17 protein-coding genes are annotated in these 17640 nt (G+C 32.6%); 6 read left to right on the top strand and 11 right to left on the bottom strand.

Annotated features, from left to right (window positions below; translation table 11 throughout):
• Positions 1 to 99: 99 nt before the first annotated feature.
• Together ACR9ES_RS13490 and ACR9ES_RS13495 are read left to right on the top strand one after the other, a co-directional pair.
• Positions 100 to 1488, top strand: a complete 1389-nt coding sequence (locus ACR9ES_RS13490) for an MATE family efflux transporter (RefSeq protein WP_435254561.1) — start codon at positions 100 to 102, stop codon at positions 1486 to 1488.
• Positions 1475 to 1699 carry a hypothetical protein gene (locus ACR9ES_RS13495; protein WP_028892684.1) on the top strand — a complete coding sequence of 75 codons (225 nt, stop codon included), beginning with the start codon at positions 1475 to 1477 and terminating at the stop codon, positions 1697 to 1699. The genes ACR9ES_RS13490 and ACR9ES_RS13495 overlap by 14 nt, the downstream gene beginning before the upstream one ends.
• A gap of 61 nt (positions 1700 to 1760) precedes the next feature.
• Here ACR9ES_RS13495 and ACR9ES_RS13500 read toward each other — a convergent pair whose 3' ends face one another.
• The 5 genes from ACR9ES_RS13500 to ACR9ES_RS13520 form a co-directional block, all read right to left on the bottom strand.
• Positions 1761 to 2777 (bottom strand): TQO small subunit DoxA domain-containing protein, encoded by a 1017-nt coding sequence (locus tag ACR9ES_RS13500; RefSeq protein ID WP_435254562.1) that lies wholly within the window; start codon positions 2775 to 2777, stop codon positions 1761 to 1763.
• Positions 2778 to 2901: 124 nt separating this feature from the next.
• The gene (locus ACR9ES_RS13505) at positions 2902 to 3285 is read right to left on the bottom strand and encodes a hypothetical protein (protein WP_435254563.1); all 384 of its coding nucleotides are present in this window, start codon (positions 3283 to 3285) and stop codon (positions 2902 to 2904) included.
• A gap of 55 nt (positions 3286 to 3340) precedes the next feature.
• A complete protein-coding gene (locus tag ACR9ES_RS13510; RefSeq protein ID WP_435254564.1) occupies positions 3341 to 3910 on the bottom strand; it encodes a hypothetical protein in 570 nt (189 codons plus the stop codon).
• Between the two features lie 267 nt (positions 3911 to 4177).
• A complete protein-coding gene (locus ACR9ES_RS13515) occupies positions 4178 to 4747 on the bottom strand; it encodes a GNAT family N-acetyltransferase (protein ID WP_435254565.1) in 570 nt (189 codons plus the stop codon).
• Positions 4748 to 4787: 40 nt separating this feature from the next.
• The gene (locus tag ACR9ES_RS13520) at positions 4788 to 6995 is read right to left on the bottom strand and encodes an endonuclease MutS2 (protein ID WP_435254566.1); all 2208 of its coding nucleotides are present in this window, start codon (positions 6993 to 6995) and stop codon (positions 4788 to 4790) included.
• 86 nt (positions 6996 to 7081) lie between these two features.
• On the opposite strand from ACR9ES_RS13520, the gene ACR9ES_RS13525 reads away from it, so the two are divergent.
• Positions 7082 to 7747, top strand: coding sequence for a uracil-DNA glycosylase (locus ACR9ES_RS13525; protein ID WP_435254567.1), 666 nt, complete (start codon positions 7082 to 7084; stop codon positions 7745 to 7747).
• Here the strand turns inward: ACR9ES_RS13525 and ACR9ES_RS13530 are convergent.
• From ACR9ES_RS13530 to ACR9ES_RS13555, 6 genes are all read right to left on the bottom strand, one after another.
• Positions 7734 to 8750, bottom strand: a complete 1017-nt coding sequence (locus tag ACR9ES_RS13530; protein ID WP_435254568.1) for a glycosyltransferase family protein — start codon at positions 8748 to 8750, stop codon at positions 7734 to 7736. The two genes, ACR9ES_RS13525 and ACR9ES_RS13530, sit on opposite strands and share 14 nt — an antisense overlap.
• 94 nt (positions 8751 to 8844) lie before the next feature.
• Positions 8845 to 9717: a UDP-2,3-diacylglucosamine diphosphatase gene (locus ACR9ES_RS13535; RefSeq protein ID WP_435254569.1), complete on the bottom strand. Its 873-nt coding sequence runs from the start codon at positions 9715 to 9717 to the stop codon at positions 8845 to 8847.
• A gap of 314 nt (positions 9718 to 10031) precedes the next feature.
• Positions 10032 to 13382 (bottom strand): preprotein translocase subunit SecA, encoded by a 3351-nt coding sequence (secA, locus tag ACR9ES_RS13540; protein ID WP_435254570.1) that lies wholly within the window; start codon positions 13380 to 13382, stop codon positions 10032 to 10034.
• 126 nt (positions 13383 to 13508) lie between these two features.
• Positions 13509 to 13730, bottom strand: a complete 222-nt coding sequence (locus ACR9ES_RS13545) for a DUF2795 domain-containing protein (RefSeq protein WP_274635479.1) — start codon at positions 13728 to 13730, stop codon at positions 13509 to 13511.
• Between the two features lie 99 nt (positions 13731 to 13829).
• On the bottom strand, positions 13830 to 14402 hold the full coding sequence (locus tag ACR9ES_RS13550) for a cob(I)yrinic acid a,c-diamide adenosyltransferase (RefSeq protein WP_435254571.1): 573 nt from the start codon (positions 14400 to 14402) through the stop codon (positions 13830 to 13832).
• Positions 14403 to 14418: 16 nt separating this feature from the next.
• Positions 14419 to 14823, bottom strand: coding sequence for an acyl-CoA thioesterase (locus tag ACR9ES_RS13555; protein WP_435254572.1), 405 nt, complete (start codon positions 14821 to 14823; stop codon positions 14419 to 14421).
• A 174-nt stretch (positions 14824 to 14997) separates the two neighbouring features.
• Between ACR9ES_RS13555 and dnaA the strand changes: the two genes are divergently transcribed.
• Genes dnaA through ACR9ES_RS13570 form a run of 3 tightly spaced genes read left to right on the top strand, consistent with a single transcriptional unit; the run spans position 14998 to position 17624 of the window.
• Positions 14998 to 16422 (top strand): chromosomal replication initiator protein DnaA, encoded by a 1425-nt coding sequence (dnaA, locus tag ACR9ES_RS13560; protein ID WP_274634360.1) that lies wholly within the window; start codon positions 14998 to 15000, stop codon positions 16420 to 16422.
• Between the two features lie 40 nt (positions 16423 to 16462).
• Positions 16463 to 16930: a low molecular weight protein-tyrosine-phosphatase gene (locus ACR9ES_RS13565; protein ID WP_435254573.1), complete on the top strand. Its 468-nt coding sequence runs from the start codon at positions 16463 to 16465 to the stop codon at positions 16928 to 16930.
• The gene (locus ACR9ES_RS13570; RefSeq protein WP_435254574.1) at positions 16920 to 17624 is read left to right on the top strand and encodes an SAM-dependent methyltransferase; all 705 of its coding nucleotides are present in this window, start codon (positions 16920 to 16922) and stop codon (positions 17622 to 17624) included. The genes ACR9ES_RS13565 and ACR9ES_RS13570 overlap by 11 nt, the downstream gene beginning before the upstream one ends.
• Positions 17625 to 17640 lie beyond the last annotated feature (16 nt).

Raw genomic sequence — 17640 nt, forward strand, 5'->3', positions numbered from 1 at the left:
TGAAAATCAAAGGTAGTTAAATAAATTAAAAAATGAAGAAGATAAAGTTAGAGCGCTTTTAAAAAACTTATCTTCGCAGCTTGAAAAAAAGGATAGAAATTGAATTTACAACAATATACTTCGGAGTTTAAATATAACTTGAAACTTGCAGCACCTGTAATGTTAGGAATGCTAGGGCATACATTTGTAAGTTTTATAGATAATATTATGGTGGGGCAACTAGGAACAGCTGAATTAGCAGCGGTTTCATTAGGGAACAGTTTTATGTTCATTGCCATGTCGTTAGGTATTGGTTTTTCTACCGCTATAACACCTTTAATTGCTGAAGCTGATTCGTCAAACAATTTTGATCAGGCAAAATCAGCTTTTAAACATGGACTTTTTCTGTGTACCATGATGGGAATTATGCTGTTTTTAGCAGTATTCTTTTCAAAACCTTTAATGTATTTAATGAAACAACCAATAGAGGTGGTTGAGTTGGCGATACCATATTTAGATTTGGTGGCTTTTTCATTAATACCCATGATTGTTTTTCAGGCATTTAAACAATTCAGTGATGGAATGTCGATGACGCGTTATCCGATGTATGCGACATTAATAGCCAACGTGTTAAATGTATTGTTGAACTATTTATTAATCTACGGAAAGTTTGGTTTCCCAGAGTTAGGAATTGTAGGTGCAGCTTATGGAACCTTATTATCAAGATTTGTAATGGTAGTCTATTTGTGGTGGTTGTTAAGTAAAAAGGAACGTTCAAAACGTTTAGTAACGAATATTAAGTTTTTCGTATTGGATACGCTAATGCTTCGAAAAATCATCAATTTAGGTACACCTAGTGCTATGCAAATGTTTTTTGAGGTGGCTATTTTTACAGCTGCTGTTTGGTTAAGTGGATTGCTAGGAAAGAACCCACAAGCAGCGAATCAAATTGCATTGAACTTATCTTCAATGACCTTTATGGTAGCAACAGGATTAAGTGTAGCCTCAATGATTCGAGTGGGAAATCAGAAAGGATTACAAGATTATAAAGAGTTGAGAAGAATAGCGTTTTCTATATTTTTCTTAGGAACGATTTTAGCAGTTATTTTTGCAACCTTCTTCTTTGTTTTTCACAAGTCATTACCAAATTTATACATGGATTTAAGCGATGCTGAAAATTATGTAGATAATATGGAGGTGATGAATATTGCAGCTAATTTATTAATTGCGGCAGCTATTTTTCAAATTAGCGATAGTATACAAGTAATGGTGTTAGGAGCTTTACGTGGTTTACAAGACGTTAAAATGCCAACATTAATTACATTTATATCGTATTGGGTAGTTGGTTTTCCAATCAGCTTTTATTTTGGTTCAAAAGAAATGTATGGTAGTTTCGGAATTTGGCTTGGACTATTGGCAGGATTAACAACCGCTTCAATTTTACTTTTTATACGATTTAATAAATTAACTTTACAATTGATTAAAACCAAACATAATGAACTTACCTAAATTTTTATTAGCAGATAATAGCAATCATCCAGAAGATATTTTTGTGTTACATACAGAATATCCACGTTTTTTAATCAATTTAAAAGATGATGAAATAGAGTGGTTTGAAGACTTATCTGATGAAAACGAACAAGATTTAGCCAATGAACTTGAAGGACTTATTGAAGCAGCAGGTTTATTTTATGATGCAGAAATGGAAGGGTTAGAATAAACTTTATTAAGAATAATAGAAAACGCCATAGTGATTAAACAAACACTATGGCGTTTTTTGTTTATTTAGTTATTCGGTGTGTCCAAAAAGCACCACTAATATCTGTTATTTTTACGGTATATGTTCCGTTCGAAAGCTGTGAAAAAACTTGATTACTAAAAGTCATTTTTGCTTTGGCTCCTAAAGGAACAACTAAGCTATGTTTACCTGGTTTAATTTTAGCAACATAATAGTTTGATATGTTTTGATCAGCTAACGAAGCTAACTCTTTTTGAGAATATTGAACAATAGCGTTATTGTTTTGATCTAATACTTCAATAGCAATAACCCACGATCCGTATACATCAACACCTTCTGTTCTAAAAACGTCAAAAGAAAGCGTATCGTTGTTAATTTTACCTTCTGTTATTTCTAATTTGGGTTTAACCGATTTGTTATGAAGTGTTCCCCAAACACCACCATGAAATACCTGATTGGTAAATAAAGTCATTCCTAAAATGGCTAACGACCCTATTAAAACAAACCTTGGGAAAATGTTGTTTTTAATCGGTAAAATTCCTGATCCTAACCATGCAAACCATTTTTTCTTAGTGAAGGAAAAATTGTTCTTCATAAAGTAGTTGTCTAACGAATATTTGCCGCTTCCTGTTAAAAAGAGTACATATCCTGTTGCGATTCCAAGTACACCAATTTGCCATTCGTCAAGGCAGGTTGTTCCAATCCAACCAGAACCCAAAAGAATTCCCATAGCAAGACCAAATACACCAATACTCATTATTCGGGTAAACAAACCAAAGATGATGAAGAGTCCTACAATTCCTTCAATAATGGTAAATATTACCATATTTAACCAGAGTATATCTGGATTTTCAACTAAATATTGAATAATAGGTTTAATACCTAATGCATTTGGAAGAAAGTGGTTGAATTTTTCTCCGATATATCCTGCAACTTCAGGATCGAGTTTGTTAGCTAAAATTGTTCTTCTCCAAAAAGCAGAGAAGTAAGTCCATCCAATAACCAATCGTATTGCCAGAACTAAAAGTCCTGAGTCGTTTTTTATATTGTTGTTTATCATAATATTTTATATCGTTATGAAGACTGATGCTATTTAAAAGTTTTAAGCACAGCCGATGAACTACATAAGTTAGTATTATGTAGATTGTATTTTATTTTAGAAAGTTGAAAGGAGGAAGGAAGGCTTAGAGGTAAACCTTGAAGTTTTTGAATAAAATATAAAGAGGGATAGAAGATGTTACAAACCTCTTTTTTTGATAATCAGCAGTAATTTTACTAGGAAAACTTTCAATAAAGTAAAAAGAGAAGTTAAAAGCTCTAGTTAGAAAAACTGCTAGAATTTTGGTAGAAGAAGCTACTTGTATTAGAGAAGCATCTGTAATTTCACTGTCATAACAACTTAGTTGGTTGTGAGTTGTTTGGCTTTTGTTTGAAACTTCTGTTTGCGGAACGTTAAGTTCTGCTTGTACAAAGTTTCTAACTTTACAAGGAGAAAATAGCAACAAAAAAATCAACCCTATTATAGGAAATAGAGTTGATTTTTGGGTTATTTTATTAAGCTTTCTCACGTGGTAAACTTATAAAATAAACTAAGTAGTAATTGTTATAATTTTCTTAATTAAATTATAGTTTTTTATTGGCTTTCATGAGTTCTAGCTCATGCTCAAAATTAACTTTCTTTTTTACGGTGTAAGGCATTTTTTCAATAGCAATAGCTTTAAGAGCAATTGCCTTTTTTGTTTTTCCTGCTTTATACAACATATCTGCTTTTAAGTTATCTACTGAATATTTTTCAGGAATTAATTTATAGCAGTATTTAACCCATTTCTCTAAATTTCTTTTTTCTTTTCTCGTTTGTGCGAAGTCAAAGTAATAATGAGCTGTTTCAATAATAGGTTTTACAATATTGTTAGCATCTCTACCTTCTTTGTAATTTTGTAGCATGATATCAGTAAACGAATCTTTTCCAAACTCTTTGTTTTTAGAATACAACTGATAATACTTATTATCTTCTTCTTTAATTTCTTTAATAGTTTTTTGGTTCATTAAACTATCAATGTACTGCTCAGCTAAGTGTTTAAAAGCTTCATAACTTTTAGAATAACGATAATAATCCATAGTGTAGACAGTTAAATTATCATCCGATTTTGAGCGATAATCACCGGTCTTATAGCGCTCAATTACCACTTTCATAAGTTCAGGATCTTGACTTTTTCGAGCGTGTCCTACCGATCTTGAAAAGGTTGCGCTTTTAAATCGATTTAACGATTTTTTTGTCTGTCAGTAGCAAGAGTTAAAAAGTGCTCATAATTATAGTTAAAAATTTCTTCAGCTTTTGACCCTACATATATTTCTTGTTTGCTTAACAAGAAATCTTTATAAATGAATAGTTGTTTCGGGTTCATATATAAGACGAAAAAATCGTAGAATAGGGTGACATGTAGTGTGAAATAATATTTTTTAAGAAATAAGAGTCGGTTTTATTTGTAAGTGTTCCATTTTTTTTCCTGTAAGTGTCTTTTCACCAGTAATTTCAAATCCTAGTTTTAAATACAATCTTTTTGCATTCGGATTATCTTTATCAACTAATAAACCTAAGTTTTCTTTTCTTTTAGAAACGTATTCATCAATTAAAAAGTGCAACATTTTAGACCCAAGACCTTTACCTTGATAATTAGGGTTTACACCGATACAGTCAATGTAAAACTCACCTTTTTCAGTTTCGTCTTCACATTGAAACTCTCGATTGAACATGGTTTTTACCAAAGAAGCTACAGGAGTTCTTAGTTTCTTTAAATCAGCTCCATTATAAACGTTTGCTACAGCAATAGAATTACCATTATCGTCAATCACCCAACAGTTTTCGTAAGAATATTGATTTTCCTTTTGAAGAATTAATGTTTCTAAAAAAGAAAGTGCTTTTTCTCTTGAGTTTTCTCCTATGAATTCATACACGATATCCTCCATTGCTAACATCATATAAGTAGCAATTTCTTTGGTGTCTTGTGGAGTAGCTTTTCTAATAATCATGTTAGTTTTTCATGTTGTTATAAGAAAGATAAAATTAAAACTACTTTTTAGCTCTTTCTACCAATTCTAATTGTTCTATTTTGGCTTCGGTTGTGAATAAACCGTAATTGATAAAGGCTTTTTTCTTTTCTATTTTGTCAATGGTACCTACAGCATTTCCATCTACTAAACGAACCCTGTCATTAACTTTAAAAACATAAGCAGCTTTTTCTTGGGCGATTTTTTCAGCTTCTTTTTTCTTCTCTTCTCGAACTTTTACTACTTTTTGAAGCACTTCTTTCTCTACTTTTTTAATAGCTTCTTTTTGTTTTTGTGCTGCTACTTTTTCTTCCTGCTTTTCTACTTTCGTTTTCTTTTTAGGAGGATTCTTCTTTAAGTGTTTTGTTTTTTCAGCAGTAACCCATTTAAAAAAGTTAGTAGATAATTCCTTTTTATTGTTAGTTTGAAAATACTTATTCAATAACTCGTTAATCTTTCTACCTAAGGTAAGCATACGTTGGTTATTGTCGTATAGTTCTTGGAAACCTTCTAACTTTTCGCGAATTCTTAATTCTTTTTCTTGAAGATTTTCAATGTGTTCTTGTCCTTTTGATTTTTGCTTGTCTAAACTTTCAGAAGTTTTTTGTAGGCGATTTCGCTCTTTTTGAAGTTTAGAAATCGTTTTGTCTAAACGTACTTTTTCAGTTTCTACACGTTTTTTAGCTCTGTTAATTAAGCTATACGGAATTCCGTTTTTCTGAGCTACTTCAAATGTAAAAGAACTTCCAGCTTGTCCGATATATAATCGATATAGAGGTTCTAAAGTACGTTCATCAAACTGCATATTGGCATTGGTAACGTTTTCTAATTCATCTGCCAATACTTTTAAGTTAGCGTAGTGTGTAGTAATGATTCCGAAGGCTTTATTTTCGTAAAATTCTTCTAAGAAAATTTCAGCTAAAGCACCTCCTAATTCAGGATCAGATCCCGTACCGAATTCATCAATTAAGAATAAGGTTTGGTCATTACATTTTCTTAAAAAGTAACGCATGTTTTTTAATCGATAACTATACGTACTTAGTTGATTTTCGATAGATTGATTGTCTCCGATATCTGTTAAAATCGTGTTGAACAATGTTGTTTCACTACGTTCATGAACAGGAATTAACAATCCGCTTTGCAACATGAGCTGTAATAAGCCAATTGTTTTTAATGTAATACTTTTTCCTCCCGCGTTTGGACCAGAAATAACAATAATTTGTTGTTTTTCGTTTAGTTCAAGGGTTTGAGGTATGGTTTCAATATTTTTAGCCTTGTTTTTTTGCCATAAAATAGGGTGGAAGGCGTCTTTTAAAAACACCTTTTTTTCTTTAGTTATTTTAGGTAATAAACCGTTAATGTTTTTAGCGTATTTAGCTTTAGCACCTACCACATCTAAGTGTGTTAAAAAAGTAAGATACTCGTTTAAAAGTGGAGTATAAGGACGTATTTCGGTAGCTAAAGCTCTTAAAATACGAACTATTTCTTGCTTTTCTTCGTATAATAGGTTTTGTAATTCTCTACTGTAAGCAAGTGTAGCTTGCGGAGCAATGTATACGATATTACCAGACTTAGATGAGCCTAATAAACTCCCTTTAACTTTTCGCCTGTGCATTGCCAAAACAGCTAACACACGTTGGTTGTCAATAACCGTTTCTTTAATGTCGTCTAAATATCCGCTTGATAAATTTTTACTTAGAGCGCGAGAAAAACTCTCTGATATTTTACCTCTAACAGCACCAATATCTTTACGTATTTGTTTTAAAGTAGCAGAAGCATTGTCGGCAACTTCACCATACGGGGTGATAATTTTTTTGATACTATCAATAATAACTGTGGTGAACTCAACTTCATCACTTAAAATAAATAATGAAGGGTAGTAGGTCTCAAATTTTTTTAGAAACTTTTTTAACTCATTTACTGTTTCAGAAACAGCAGCTACTTTTAAAAATCCGTCAGTTTCTAAAAAACTATTTTCAATAGCAAGTCGCTTAATTTCTTCAGAAATGTTTTCAAAATAATGATTAGGAATTCTGTTTTCGTTTTCAAAAGAAGCTAAGTATTCATTAACCATATTCAATTCGAAAAATAAATTTTTCTTGTTAGCTATTGGTTGAATTAGCATGGTTTTGTCTTTTCCTAAAGAGGAGATACAATGTGTAGCAACTTGTTCTAAAACCGTTGTAAACTCTAAATCTTGAAGTGTTTTTTCTGAAATACTCGTTTTCAAATTTCTATTTTTGTTTTTTAAATGTCATATCGAGTAAATAACTCGAGTTGACAGAAATTTTTTGAGAATCACAAAAATAACAAACAATGCAAGTAAAAATTAACGATAGCTGGAAAAATATTTTACAATCAGAATTTGAGAAACCGTATTTTGAAAACCTTACCAGTTTTGTTAAAAATGAATATTCAAAACACACCTGTTATCCAAAAGGGACAGATGTTTTTGCAGCGTTTGATTTTTGTGATCTAGATAATTTAAAAGTAGTTATTCTAGGTCAAGATCCTTACCATGGTGTGGGGCAAGCAAATGGATTGTGTTTTTCGGTTCATGATGGAATTACACATCCACCATCACTCATCAATATTTTTAAAGAAATTGAAACAGATGTAAATATTCCGTACCCTAAAAGTGGTGATTTATCACGTTGGGCAAAACAAGGAGTACTACTATTAAATGCTACTTTGACGGTTAGAGCAGGAGAGGCAGGGAGTCACCAAAAACAAGGATGGGAACAGTTTACTGACGCTGTGATTCAGAAAATTTCCGAAGAAAAAAATGATGTAGTGTTTTTGTTATGGGGTGGCTTTGCTAAGAAAAAAGTAAAATTAATAGATGATAAAAAGCATCACATTTTAACTTCTGGACATCCTTCACCATTAAGTGCTAACCGAGGTTACTGGTTTGGTAACAAGCATTTTTCTAAAACCAACAACTTTTTGCAAGCTATTGGTTTGGCTACTATTCAATGGTAATTTCAGGGAGTATTGTTTTGTTGTAATAGGGTAAGATAATGGCATCTAACATATCTTCAGTAACATCAGGATAGTGAACTTCAACAATTTTGTTTGAGTTAATCCACTTTTCAATTTTTGGTAATTGTTTTTTACTTAATTTTTTTACAACCGTAACTCCCATTTCTTTTAAAGTGATAGCATTGCATTGCTGTTCGTATTGATTTTTCATAGGAATAACCAATAGTTTTTTACGCAGATATAAAGCTTCGGTAGGAGTTGCAAAACCTGCACCGCAAATAACTCCTTTAGACGAAGCTATACTTCGAATAAAAGCATCATCGTTTATAGGAAGTATTGTAATGTTGTGAAAAAACTGATGTTCTTTACTTTTCTTTGAAAACACCTGCCATTTAATATCTTTTATGCTAGAAAGTGTTTTTACTATTTTCTCATCACTATAAGAAGGAAGGTACACGGTATAATGCCCTTTGTTAGTAGTGTTTCGGTAGCGAATTTCTTTTCGAATGATAGGTAAGAAAGTAGAAGACGAGTGTGTTTTAAAGTGAAATCCGAATTTATTTTTAGCAGGAGCGTAATATTTGATTATTAATCGCTCTAGTCTAAATTTTTGATAGGCTGAATTTTTTTCGTTTAACAATGCATTTTGATTGCTTAAAGAAATAATAGGTACATTTCTAAATAAGCAAGCCCAAGCTGAAATAGGTTCAAAATCATTGATTACTAAATCGTATTCTTTTACAGGAAGTGTTTTAATTTTTTGGTAGACCTTCTTTAAGTTTAGGCTTTTTAAAGTGCTAATCAGGTCAATTCCTCCCTTTTTACCAAAAACGAATCCTAAACCATGTAATTTATATTTTATATTAAAAGGAAGTCCTATTTCGTATTGTGATCCACTTACAAGTATATCTACCTCACCACGTCTTTGTAAATGAGGAATAATTTCTAAGGCTCTACTTGCATGTCCGTTTCCTGTTCCTTGAAAAGCGTATAGTATTTTCATTTGCTTGTTTTTTAATTGTTTTTTTAGAAATTTAACAAGGTCAATAGATGGTGTTGACCGTTTTCTAATTAAATGCCCATTACGGGTTTCATAATTATTGAGTTTTAATATTAAACTCTTTAAGTAATTCTGTAAAAAGTTCGCTACTATTTTGACTTGAGCTTATAAACTCTAGGTCTTTTACAGTATAGTTCAAATGGATGTTCTTAGCTACTTCGTCTTTTTCGTATTCGTACAAAGACCAATTGTTGTTTTTGTATTCTAAAGCAGTTAAGTTTTCTATCCAATCACCAGAATTTAGGTAAGTGGTAGTTCCTTTATCTGTTTCAATAATTCTTATTTCTGGTTGATGAATATGACCGCATACTACATAATCATAACCTTCATCTATAGCGATATCTGCTGCGGTAGTTTCAAAATCATTAATGAATTTTATAGCGCTTTTTACGCTGTTTTTTATCTTTTTAGAGAAGGATAACCTTCCGTATCCTATTTTATGACTAATCCAATTAACAATGGTGTTGATAAGAATTAAAAAGTCATAGCCCATTCCGCCTAATTTGGCAAGCCATTTCGAATGTTGCATAGTAACATCAAAAACATCTCCGTGAAAAAACCATCCTTTTTTACCGTCGATATCTAACACAACTTTATTTACAATTTCAAAGCTTCCTAAACGGAATCCTCTAAATTTACGTAGCATTTCATCATGATTTCCAGTAATGTAGTATACTTTTGTTCCAGAGGTGATAAAATTCATCAATTGTTTGATGACTTTCATGTGTGGTTTAGGAAAGTAACGCTTGTTAAACTGCCAAATATCAATAATATCTCCGTTTAGAATTAGAATTTTTGGATTGATAGTTTTTAGGTAATTGTGAAGTTCTGTAGCTCTACAACCAAAGGTTCCTAAATGGACATCTGATATTACAGCAATATCTAATTTACGTTTTTTGTGTTTTTTCATTCTGAGTATACTTCGATGTTTCTCAAAGTTATCTCTCGAATGTTTTTAAAAGATGAAGTAATTATAAATTCTTGGTAATAAAATCTTTATTAAAAAGTATTGAAAAGGTTATGTGAAAGTTTTGTGGGTTAGAAAATAGAAAATAGAAAATAGAGAAGAGAGAAGAGAGAAGAGACTATAAAAAAAACTCCAATTTGACTTTGTCAAATTGGAGTTTGTAATTGTTATATGTTGTTTACTGTATAAGATGTTAGAAATTTTAATTCACTAATCTAATAATCCGACGATCTAACAATCTAACACTCTAAAAAAGATTATTTATTGTGTAATACCCAAGTTCCTTGTTCTAATAACGGAATGGCTTGCTTGAACTTAACATCTTTTTCTTCACCAGTCATTACATTTTTGATGGTCACTTTTTCGTTACGACCAATTTTAGGCTGTTCACGTACAACTGTTTCAACTATTTGTTGTTCTTGTGTTTGTTGATTACGTGCGCTATTAATAGCTTGCTGAGTAGAGTTTTGAACCTCGTCTTTACGTAGATCTAATTGCTCACGTTGTTGTTCACGAGCCTCAGATACTTGTGATGCTTCTTGGCTAGGTAATTTTCCTTTAAATAAGAATGATAACACCTCTTTGTTAATCTTATCAATCGTTTCTTGGAATAACTCGAAAGCTTCAAACTTATAAACTAATAACGGATCTTTTTGTTCGTACGTAGCGTTTTGAACAGTTTGTTTTAACTCGTCCATTTTACGTAAGTGATCCTTCCAGTTTTCATCAATAATTGCTAAAGTGATGTTTTTCTCAAAATCGTTTACTAATGATTTACCTTCAGTTTCGTAAGCTTCTTTTAAGTTAGTAACTACTTGTAACGTTTTAGTTCCGTCAGTAAAAGGAACTACGATGCGCTCGTAACGATCACCTTCGTTTTCAAAAACATTTTTGATAACAGGGAATGCGTTAGCGGCATTTCTTTCAGCATCATTTTTATAATGCTCAGTTACAACTTTATATAATTTGTCAATTAATTCTTGTTCTGGTGTTTTGTTGAATTCTTCTTCTGAGAAAGGAGAAGTCATTGCTGAGAAACGAATTAATTCAAATTCGAAGTTTTGGAAATCTTTTGCTTCTTTGTTTTGTCTTACTACAGAATCACAAGTATCATAGATCATGTTTGCGATATCAATCTGTAAACGTTTTCCATCTAAGGCATGACGACGACGTTTGTATACAAATTCACGTTGTGCGTTCATAATATCATCATACTCTAATAAACGCTTACGGATTCCGAAGTTATTTTCCTCTACTTTTTTCTGAGCTCTTTCAATAGATTTTGAAATCATAGAATGTTGAATTACTTCACCTTCTTTTAATCCCATTCTATCCATCATCTTCGCAATTCTTTCCGAACCGAATAAACGCATTAAGTTGTCATCTAAAGCAACATAGAATTGAGAAGAACCTACATCTCCTTGACGTCCTGCACGACCACGTAACTGACGGTCTACACGACGAGAATCATGACGTTCTGTACCAATAATAGCTAAACCACCTGCAGCTTTTACTTCGTTTGATAATTTAATATCGGTACCACGACCAGCCATGTTGGTTGCGATAGTTACTACCCCTGGTTTACCAGCTTCAGCAACTACATCTGCTTCTTTCTTGTGTAATTTCGCATTTAAGATATTGTGAGGAATCTTACGAATTTGTAACATTCTTCCTAGTAATTCAGAAATTTCAACAGAAGTTGTACCTACTAATACTGGTCTTCCTTCTCCAACTAATTTTACAATATCTTCAATTACCGCGTTGTATTTTTCACGTGTAGTTTTATAAACTAAATCTTGCTTATCGTCTCTTTGAATTGGTTTGTTTGTAGGAATTTCAACTACATCTAATTTGTAGATTTCCCAGAATTCACCCGCTTCTGTAATCGCCGTACCTGTCATACCAGATAACTTACGGTACATTCTAAAGTAGTTTTGTAACGTAACGGTAGCAAAGGTTTGGGTAGCATCTTCAATCTTTACATTTTCCTTAGCTTCGATAGCTTGGTGTAATCCGTCAGAGTAACGACGACCGTCCATAATACGACCTGTTTGCTCATCTACAATCATTACTTTGTTATCCATCACCACATATTCTACATCTTTTTCAAAAACCGTGTAGGCTTTTAAAAGTTGATTCATAGTGTGGATACGCTCGCTTTTTACGCTAAATTCACGATATAATTCTTCTTTTTGGTTAGCTTTCTCTTCTGGAGTAGCATCACTCTTATCTATTTGACCAACTTTTACACTGATGTCTGGTAAAACGAAGAATGTTTCGTTTTTCGTAATTTCAGAAAGGTGAGCGATACCTTTATCAGTTAAATCAATTTGATTGTTTTTTTCTTCAATAGTAAACCATAATTCTGCATCAACTTCAGGCATTAGTTTGTTATTGTCTTGCATGTAGAAGTTTTCTGTCTTTTGAAGGATTTGTTTAACTCCTTCTTGAGATAAAAACTTAATTAAGGCTTTGTTTTTAGGAAGACCTCTGTAAACTCTTAATAATAAGAATCCTCCTTCTTTTGTGTCTCCTTCTTTAATTAAACGTTTAGCTTCTGCTAAAACACCTACTAAATATTTATTTTGAAGCGAAACTAAATCGGCTACTAAAGGTTTTAATTCGTTAAACTCATGGTGGTCACCTTGTGGTACTGGTCCAGAAATAATTAATGGCGTACGAGCATCATCAATTAAAACAGAATCTACCTCATCAATAATAGCGTAGTTAGGCGCACGTTGTACTAAATCTTTTTTAGAGTTCGCCATGTTATCACGTAAGTAGTCGAACCCGAACTCATTATTAGTTCCGTAAGTAATGTCAGCGTTGTAAGCTGCTCTACGTGCTTCAGAGTTTGGCTGATGGAAATCAATACAGTCAGTACTTAATCCGTGAAATTCAAAAATAGGAGCCATCCATGCACGGTCACGTTTTGCTAAGTAGTCGTTTACTGTAACAACGTGAACTCCGTTACCTGTTAATGCGTTTAAGTATACTGGTAGGGTAGAAACTAAAGTTTTACCTTCCCCTGTCATCATTTCGGCAATTTTACCTTGGTGCAATACAGATCCACCAATTAACTGCACGTCGTAATGAACCATATCCCAAGTAACATCTTTACCAGCAGCATCCCATGAGTTCGCCCAATAAGCTTTGTCATCTTCAAGAGTAATATGCTCTCTAGTGGCTGATAATTTTCTATCGAAAGGAGTGGCGGTTACTTCTAATTCGGTATTGTTAGCAAAACGTTTAGCAGTTTCTTTTACAGTAGCGAAAGCTTCAGGCATGATGTCTAATAAAACAGCTTCTGATGCTTCGTAAGCTTCGTCTTTTAATTTGTCAATTTCAGTATAAATTTCTTCTTGACGATCGATATCTGCACTTTTAGCTTCTTCTTCAAGCTCAGTTATTCTATCGGTAAAAGATTGCGTAGCTTCTTTAATTTTAGCTTTAAATTCGATGGTTTTAGCCCGTAATTCATCATTAGATAAATTGCTTAATGAATTTTCAAAAGATCGTACTTTTTCAACGATCGGTTGTAGTGATTTTAGGTCTTTTTCTTGTTTGTCTCCAACAAATAGTTTTATAATCGAATTTAAAACGCTCATTTGTAAAATATTGTTTTTTAGTTGGTTAAATTGTTTTAACTAACGTTTTTTTGTTTTTATTTTAAGTGCTTAAAAGTAAGCAAAAAAAAAGCCTCTGTAAAAGAGACTTTTTGTTATTTATTTTTTCTAGTATTCATCTTCGTTCCAAAGATAATCTTCTTCTGTAGGGTAATCTGGCCAGATTTCAACAATAGAATCGTACGCATCACCTTCATCTTCGATATCTTGTAAGTTTTCAACCACTTCTAGGGGTGCTCCAGTACGAATTGCGTAATCGATTAATTCGTCTTTAGTTGCAGGCCAAGGTGCATCTGCTAAATAAGATGCTAATTCAAGTGTCCAATACATTTCTTTATCGGTTTAATAAGATTTTCCGCAAAAATAATTTTTTTTTGTAAAAAGTCAAGTTTTTTTTAAAAAATGTGAATCAATAAAAAAAGAACTTCGTTAAAGCTTTTCAGGAATCCATTTAATTTCCTCAGCTTGTAAGTCTTGGGTCAACTTTCGTGCCAACACAAAAAGGTAGTCAGAAAGTCGGTTTAAATACTTCAAAACGGTGTCGCTAATCGTTTCTTCTTCGTTTAAAGCAACAGTTAATCGTTCCGAACGACGGCATACACAGCGGGCTATGTGACAAAATGACACGGTTTGATGTCCACCTGGTAAAATAAAATGCGTCATTTGCGGTAAGTCGTTATTCATCAAATCAATTTCATCTTCTAAAAATTGAATAGAGCTCTCGGTAATTTTAGGAATGTTTAAACGCTCCTTACCACTTTTTAAAACTTCTTTTTCTGGTGGAGTGGCCAACATGGCTCCAAGAGTGAACAAATCGCTTTGAATCTTTGCTAGGGCTTTTTTTAAAGAGCCGTCTATTTCTTGGTCTCTGATTAAACCAATGTAAGAGTTCAATTCGTCAACAGTTCCATAACTTTCTATTCGTAAATGGTATTTTGGTACTCGAGTGCCGCCAAATAGAGCAGTAGTTCCTTTATCGCCAGTTTTCGTATATATTTTCATTAATTTTTTTGTTTAGTTATTTTGAAGCAGCTAATTTATCTAAAATATAATCAGGACAACGCATAGGTTTTTTGGTTTCAATGTTAATAAAAGCCAAAACGGTGTTGCCTGTACAAATTAGTTCGTTGTTTTGATTGGTGATTTCATAATCAAATTCAATTTTAACTGAAGGTGTTTTTTTTAGAATAGTGCTAACCGTTAATTCATCGTCGTATAAAGCTGATTTTTTAAAATTACAAGATAAAGAAACTACCGGTAGCATGGTACCTGTTTTTTCCATATCTTTGTATGTAACGCCCAAAGAACGTAGCCATTCGGTGCGACCAATCTCAAAAAATTGCGCGTAGTTTCCGTGGTAAACTACTCCCATTTGATCAGTTTCAGCATACCGAACACGTATAGATGTAAGATGTTTTTGCAAAAGAATTTTTTATTTAATGTGCTTTAACATTACGCAAAAAAAAAATAAAAGTCAATGGCGATTTGATTTTTTTATACTAAAATTTATTCACACTTTTGTTCGCCCAGACGTTGGTGTTTGGTGTCCCCTAAATCTGAATAAAAATTAACAACTAAAATTGATTTTTTACCGAATATGACTAAAACAGCCGATTCAGTTTGGATGGAATGCTTGTCTTTTATAAAAGACAATATTAAACCTCAGGCATACAAAACTTGGTTCGAGCCAATTAAGCCTATTAAATTAGCGGGGGAAGCTTTAACTGTACAAGTGCCTAGTAAGTTTTTTTACGAATGGTTAGAAGAGCATTATATTAAATTGCTAAGAGTTGCTTTAGTTCGTCAGTTAGGAAGTGATGCAAAATTAATCTATGATGTACGTATGGAAAATACGTATAGTAGTAATAGTCCGCAAACGGTAAAAATACCAAGTTCCAACCGTAATCCTTTAAAACCTCAAAAGGTAACAGTTCCGTTAGAGTCGAAACGCGAATTGAAGAATCCTTTTATTATTCCAGGTTTACAAAAGGTAAAGATTGAATCTCAGTTAAATCCGAACTACAATTTTGTGAATTTTGTAGAAGGAGATTCAAACCGATTAGCACGTTCTGCAGGTATGGCAGTTGCGAATAAACCAGGAGGTACCTCATTTAATCCATTATTAATTTATGGTGGGGTTGGTTTAGGAAAAACGCATTTAGCACATGCTATTGGTGTTGAAATAAAAGATAAATATCCAGATAAGACCGTTTTATATATTTCTTCGGAAAAATTTACACAACAATTTATCGATTCGGTAAAGTCAAATACAAGAAATGATTTTATTCATTTCTATCAAATGATTGATGTGTTGATTATTGATGATGTTCAGTTCTTATCAGGAAAAGCAGGAACACAAGACGTGTTCTTCCATATATTTAATCATTTACATCAAAATGGAAAGCAGGTGATTTTAACTTCGGATAAAGCACCTGTTGATATGCAAGATATTGAGCAACGATTATTGTCTCGTTTTAAATGGGGATTGTCAGCTGAATTGCAAGTGCCAGATTATGAAACAAGAATTTCTATCTTACAAAACAAATTGTATAGAGATGGTGTTGAAATGCCAGAAGAAATTGTAGAGTATATTGCTAAAAATATCAAATCGAATGTTCGTGAGTTAGAAGGAGTAATTATTTCGATGATTGCACAAGCTTCTTTCAATAGAAAAGAGTTTACAATTGAGTTGGCAAAACAAATTGTAGATAAGTTTGTAAAGAACACGAAAAAAGAGTTGTCGGTTGATTATATTCAAAAAGTGGTATCGAAGTATTTTGATATGGATGTAGCAACCTTACAATCAAAAACACGTAAACGTCATATTGTACAAGCACGTCAATTGGCTATGTATTTTGCTAAACGTATGACAAAATCGTCATTAGCAAGTATTGGAAGTCAAATTGGTAAAAGAGACCACGCTACTGTATTGCATGCTTGTAAAACTGTAGATAATTTAACGGAGACTGATAAGCAGTTTAAAAAGTACGTTGAAGATTTAACGAAGAAATTAACGCTTTAAAAAATAGCCTCACTAAGTGAGGTTTTTTTATTTTATAGAGATGAAAAAAATATTAATGGTTTGTTTGGGAAATATTTGTCGATCACCATTGGCAGAAGGAATTTTACAAGCAAAATTATCTTCAGAGTTATATGAAGTTGATTCTGCAGGAACTGCTGGTTATCATGTAGGCGAATTACCAGATAAACGTTCTGTTCAAGTAGCAAAAAAATATGGGATAGATATTACAAATCAACGTTCAAGAAAGTTTGAAAAAGCTGATTTTGATAAGTTTGACATGATTTTTGCTATGGATAAAAGTAATTACGATGATATTGTAGCAATGTCTGAAAACAGTATGCAACGAGAAAAAGTAAAAATGATTTTGAACGAATTGTATCCTAATGAAAACAGGAGTGTTCCAGATCCTTACTATGGAGGAGATCAAGGTTTTGAAAATGTGTATAAAATGTTAGATGAAGTGTGTACAATTATCGCTTCAAAATTAGAGATAAATAATGAAAGGTAAATTATACTTGATTCCTACGACTTTAGGAGATACTGAACCTTTAGAGGTAATGCCTTTGTCGGTTAAAAAAGTGGTAGAGCAGTTAGATTATTTTATTGTTGAAAATGAGAAGTCGGCTAGAAGGTTTATAAAAAGAATTACACCTACTAAATCTCAACCTTCTTTACAATTGATGTTGTTAGATAAGTATTCAGATGATTTAGAAACTAAGAATTACCTAGATATTTGCGAAACCGGAGTGTCTGTAGGTTTACTTTCAGAAGCAGGAGTGCCTGCGGTGGCTGATCCAGGAGCAAGTATTGTCAAGTTAGCACATCAAAAAGGAATTCAAGTAGTGCCATTGGTCGGTCCATCATCAATTTTGTTGGCAATTATGGCATCGGGAATGAATGGGCAGAGTTTTGCTTTTAACGGATATTTACCAATTGATAAAGCGGAAAGAAAAAAAGCAATCAAAGACTTAGAGAAGCTATCAAAAGAAAAAAATCAATCACAATTATTCATTGAAACTCCTTATAGAAATGAGAAAATGTTAGACGATTTGCGAGCTACTTTATCTCCTGAAACAAGGGTTTGTGTTGCATGTGATATTACACTTCCAACAGAGTATATTAAAACACTAACAATAAAAGAGTGGAAAAGCGTTAAACCAGATTTACACAAGCGTCCCGCTATTTTCATCATTCATAAATAACAAAAAAGCTCACTGA

The organism is Tenacibaculum sp. A30, assembly GCF_051200845.1.
Taxonomy (GTDB): Bacteria; Bacteroidota; Bacteroidia; order Flavobacteriales; family Flavobacteriaceae; genus Polaribacter.

Bases quoted from the DNA above. Each gene is read 5' to 3' on its own strand.
- ACR9ES_RS13495 (WP_028892684.1), top strand. From the start codon at position 1,475: ATGAACTTACCTAAATTTTTATTAGCAGATAATAGCAATCATCCAGAA.
- ACR9ES_RS13500 (WP_435254562.1), bottom strand. From the start codon at position 2,777: ATGATAAACAACAATATAAAAAACGACTCAGGACTTTTAGTTCTGGCA.
- ACR9ES_RS13510 (WP_435254564.1), bottom strand. From the start codon at position 3,910: ATGAAAGTGGTAATTGAGCGCTATAAGACCGGTGATTATCGCTCAAAA.
- ACR9ES_RS13515 (WP_435254565.1), bottom strand. From the start codon at position 4,747: ATGATTATTAGAAAAGCTACTCCACAAGACACCAAAGAAATTGCTACT.
- ACR9ES_RS13525 (WP_435254567.1), top strand. From the start codon at position 7,082: ATGCAAGTAAAAATTAACGATAGCTGGAAAAATATTTTACAATCAGAA.
- ACR9ES_RS13530 (WP_435254568.1), bottom strand. From the start codon at position 8,750: ATGAAAATACTATACGCTTTTCAAGGAACAGGAAACGGACATGCAAGT.
- ACR9ES_RS13535 (WP_435254569.1), bottom strand. From the start codon at position 9,717: ATGAAAAAACACAAAAAACGTAAATTAGATATTGCTGTAATATCAGAT.
- secA (WP_435254570.1), bottom strand. From the start codon at position 13,382: ATGAGCGTTTTAAATTCGATTATAAAACTATTTGTTGGAGACAAACAA.
- ACR9ES_RS13545 (WP_274635479.1), bottom strand. From the start codon at position 13,730: ATGTATTGGACACTTGAATTAGCATCTTATTTAGCAGATGCACCTTGG.
- ACR9ES_RS13550 (WP_435254571.1), bottom strand. From the start codon at position 14,402: ATGAAAATATATACGAAAACTGGCGATAAAGGAACTACTGCTCTATTT.
- dnaA (WP_274634360.1), top strand. From the start codon at position 14,998: ATGACTAAAACAGCCGATTCAGTTTGGATGGAATGCTTGTCTTTTATA.
- ACR9ES_RS13565 (WP_435254573.1), top strand. From the start codon at position 16,463: ATGAAAAAAATATTAATGGTTTGTTTGGGAAATATTTGTCGATCACCA.
- ACR9ES_RS13570 (WP_435254574.1), top strand. From the start codon at position 16,920: ATGAAAGGTAAATTATACTTGATTCCTACGACTTTAGGAGATACTGAA.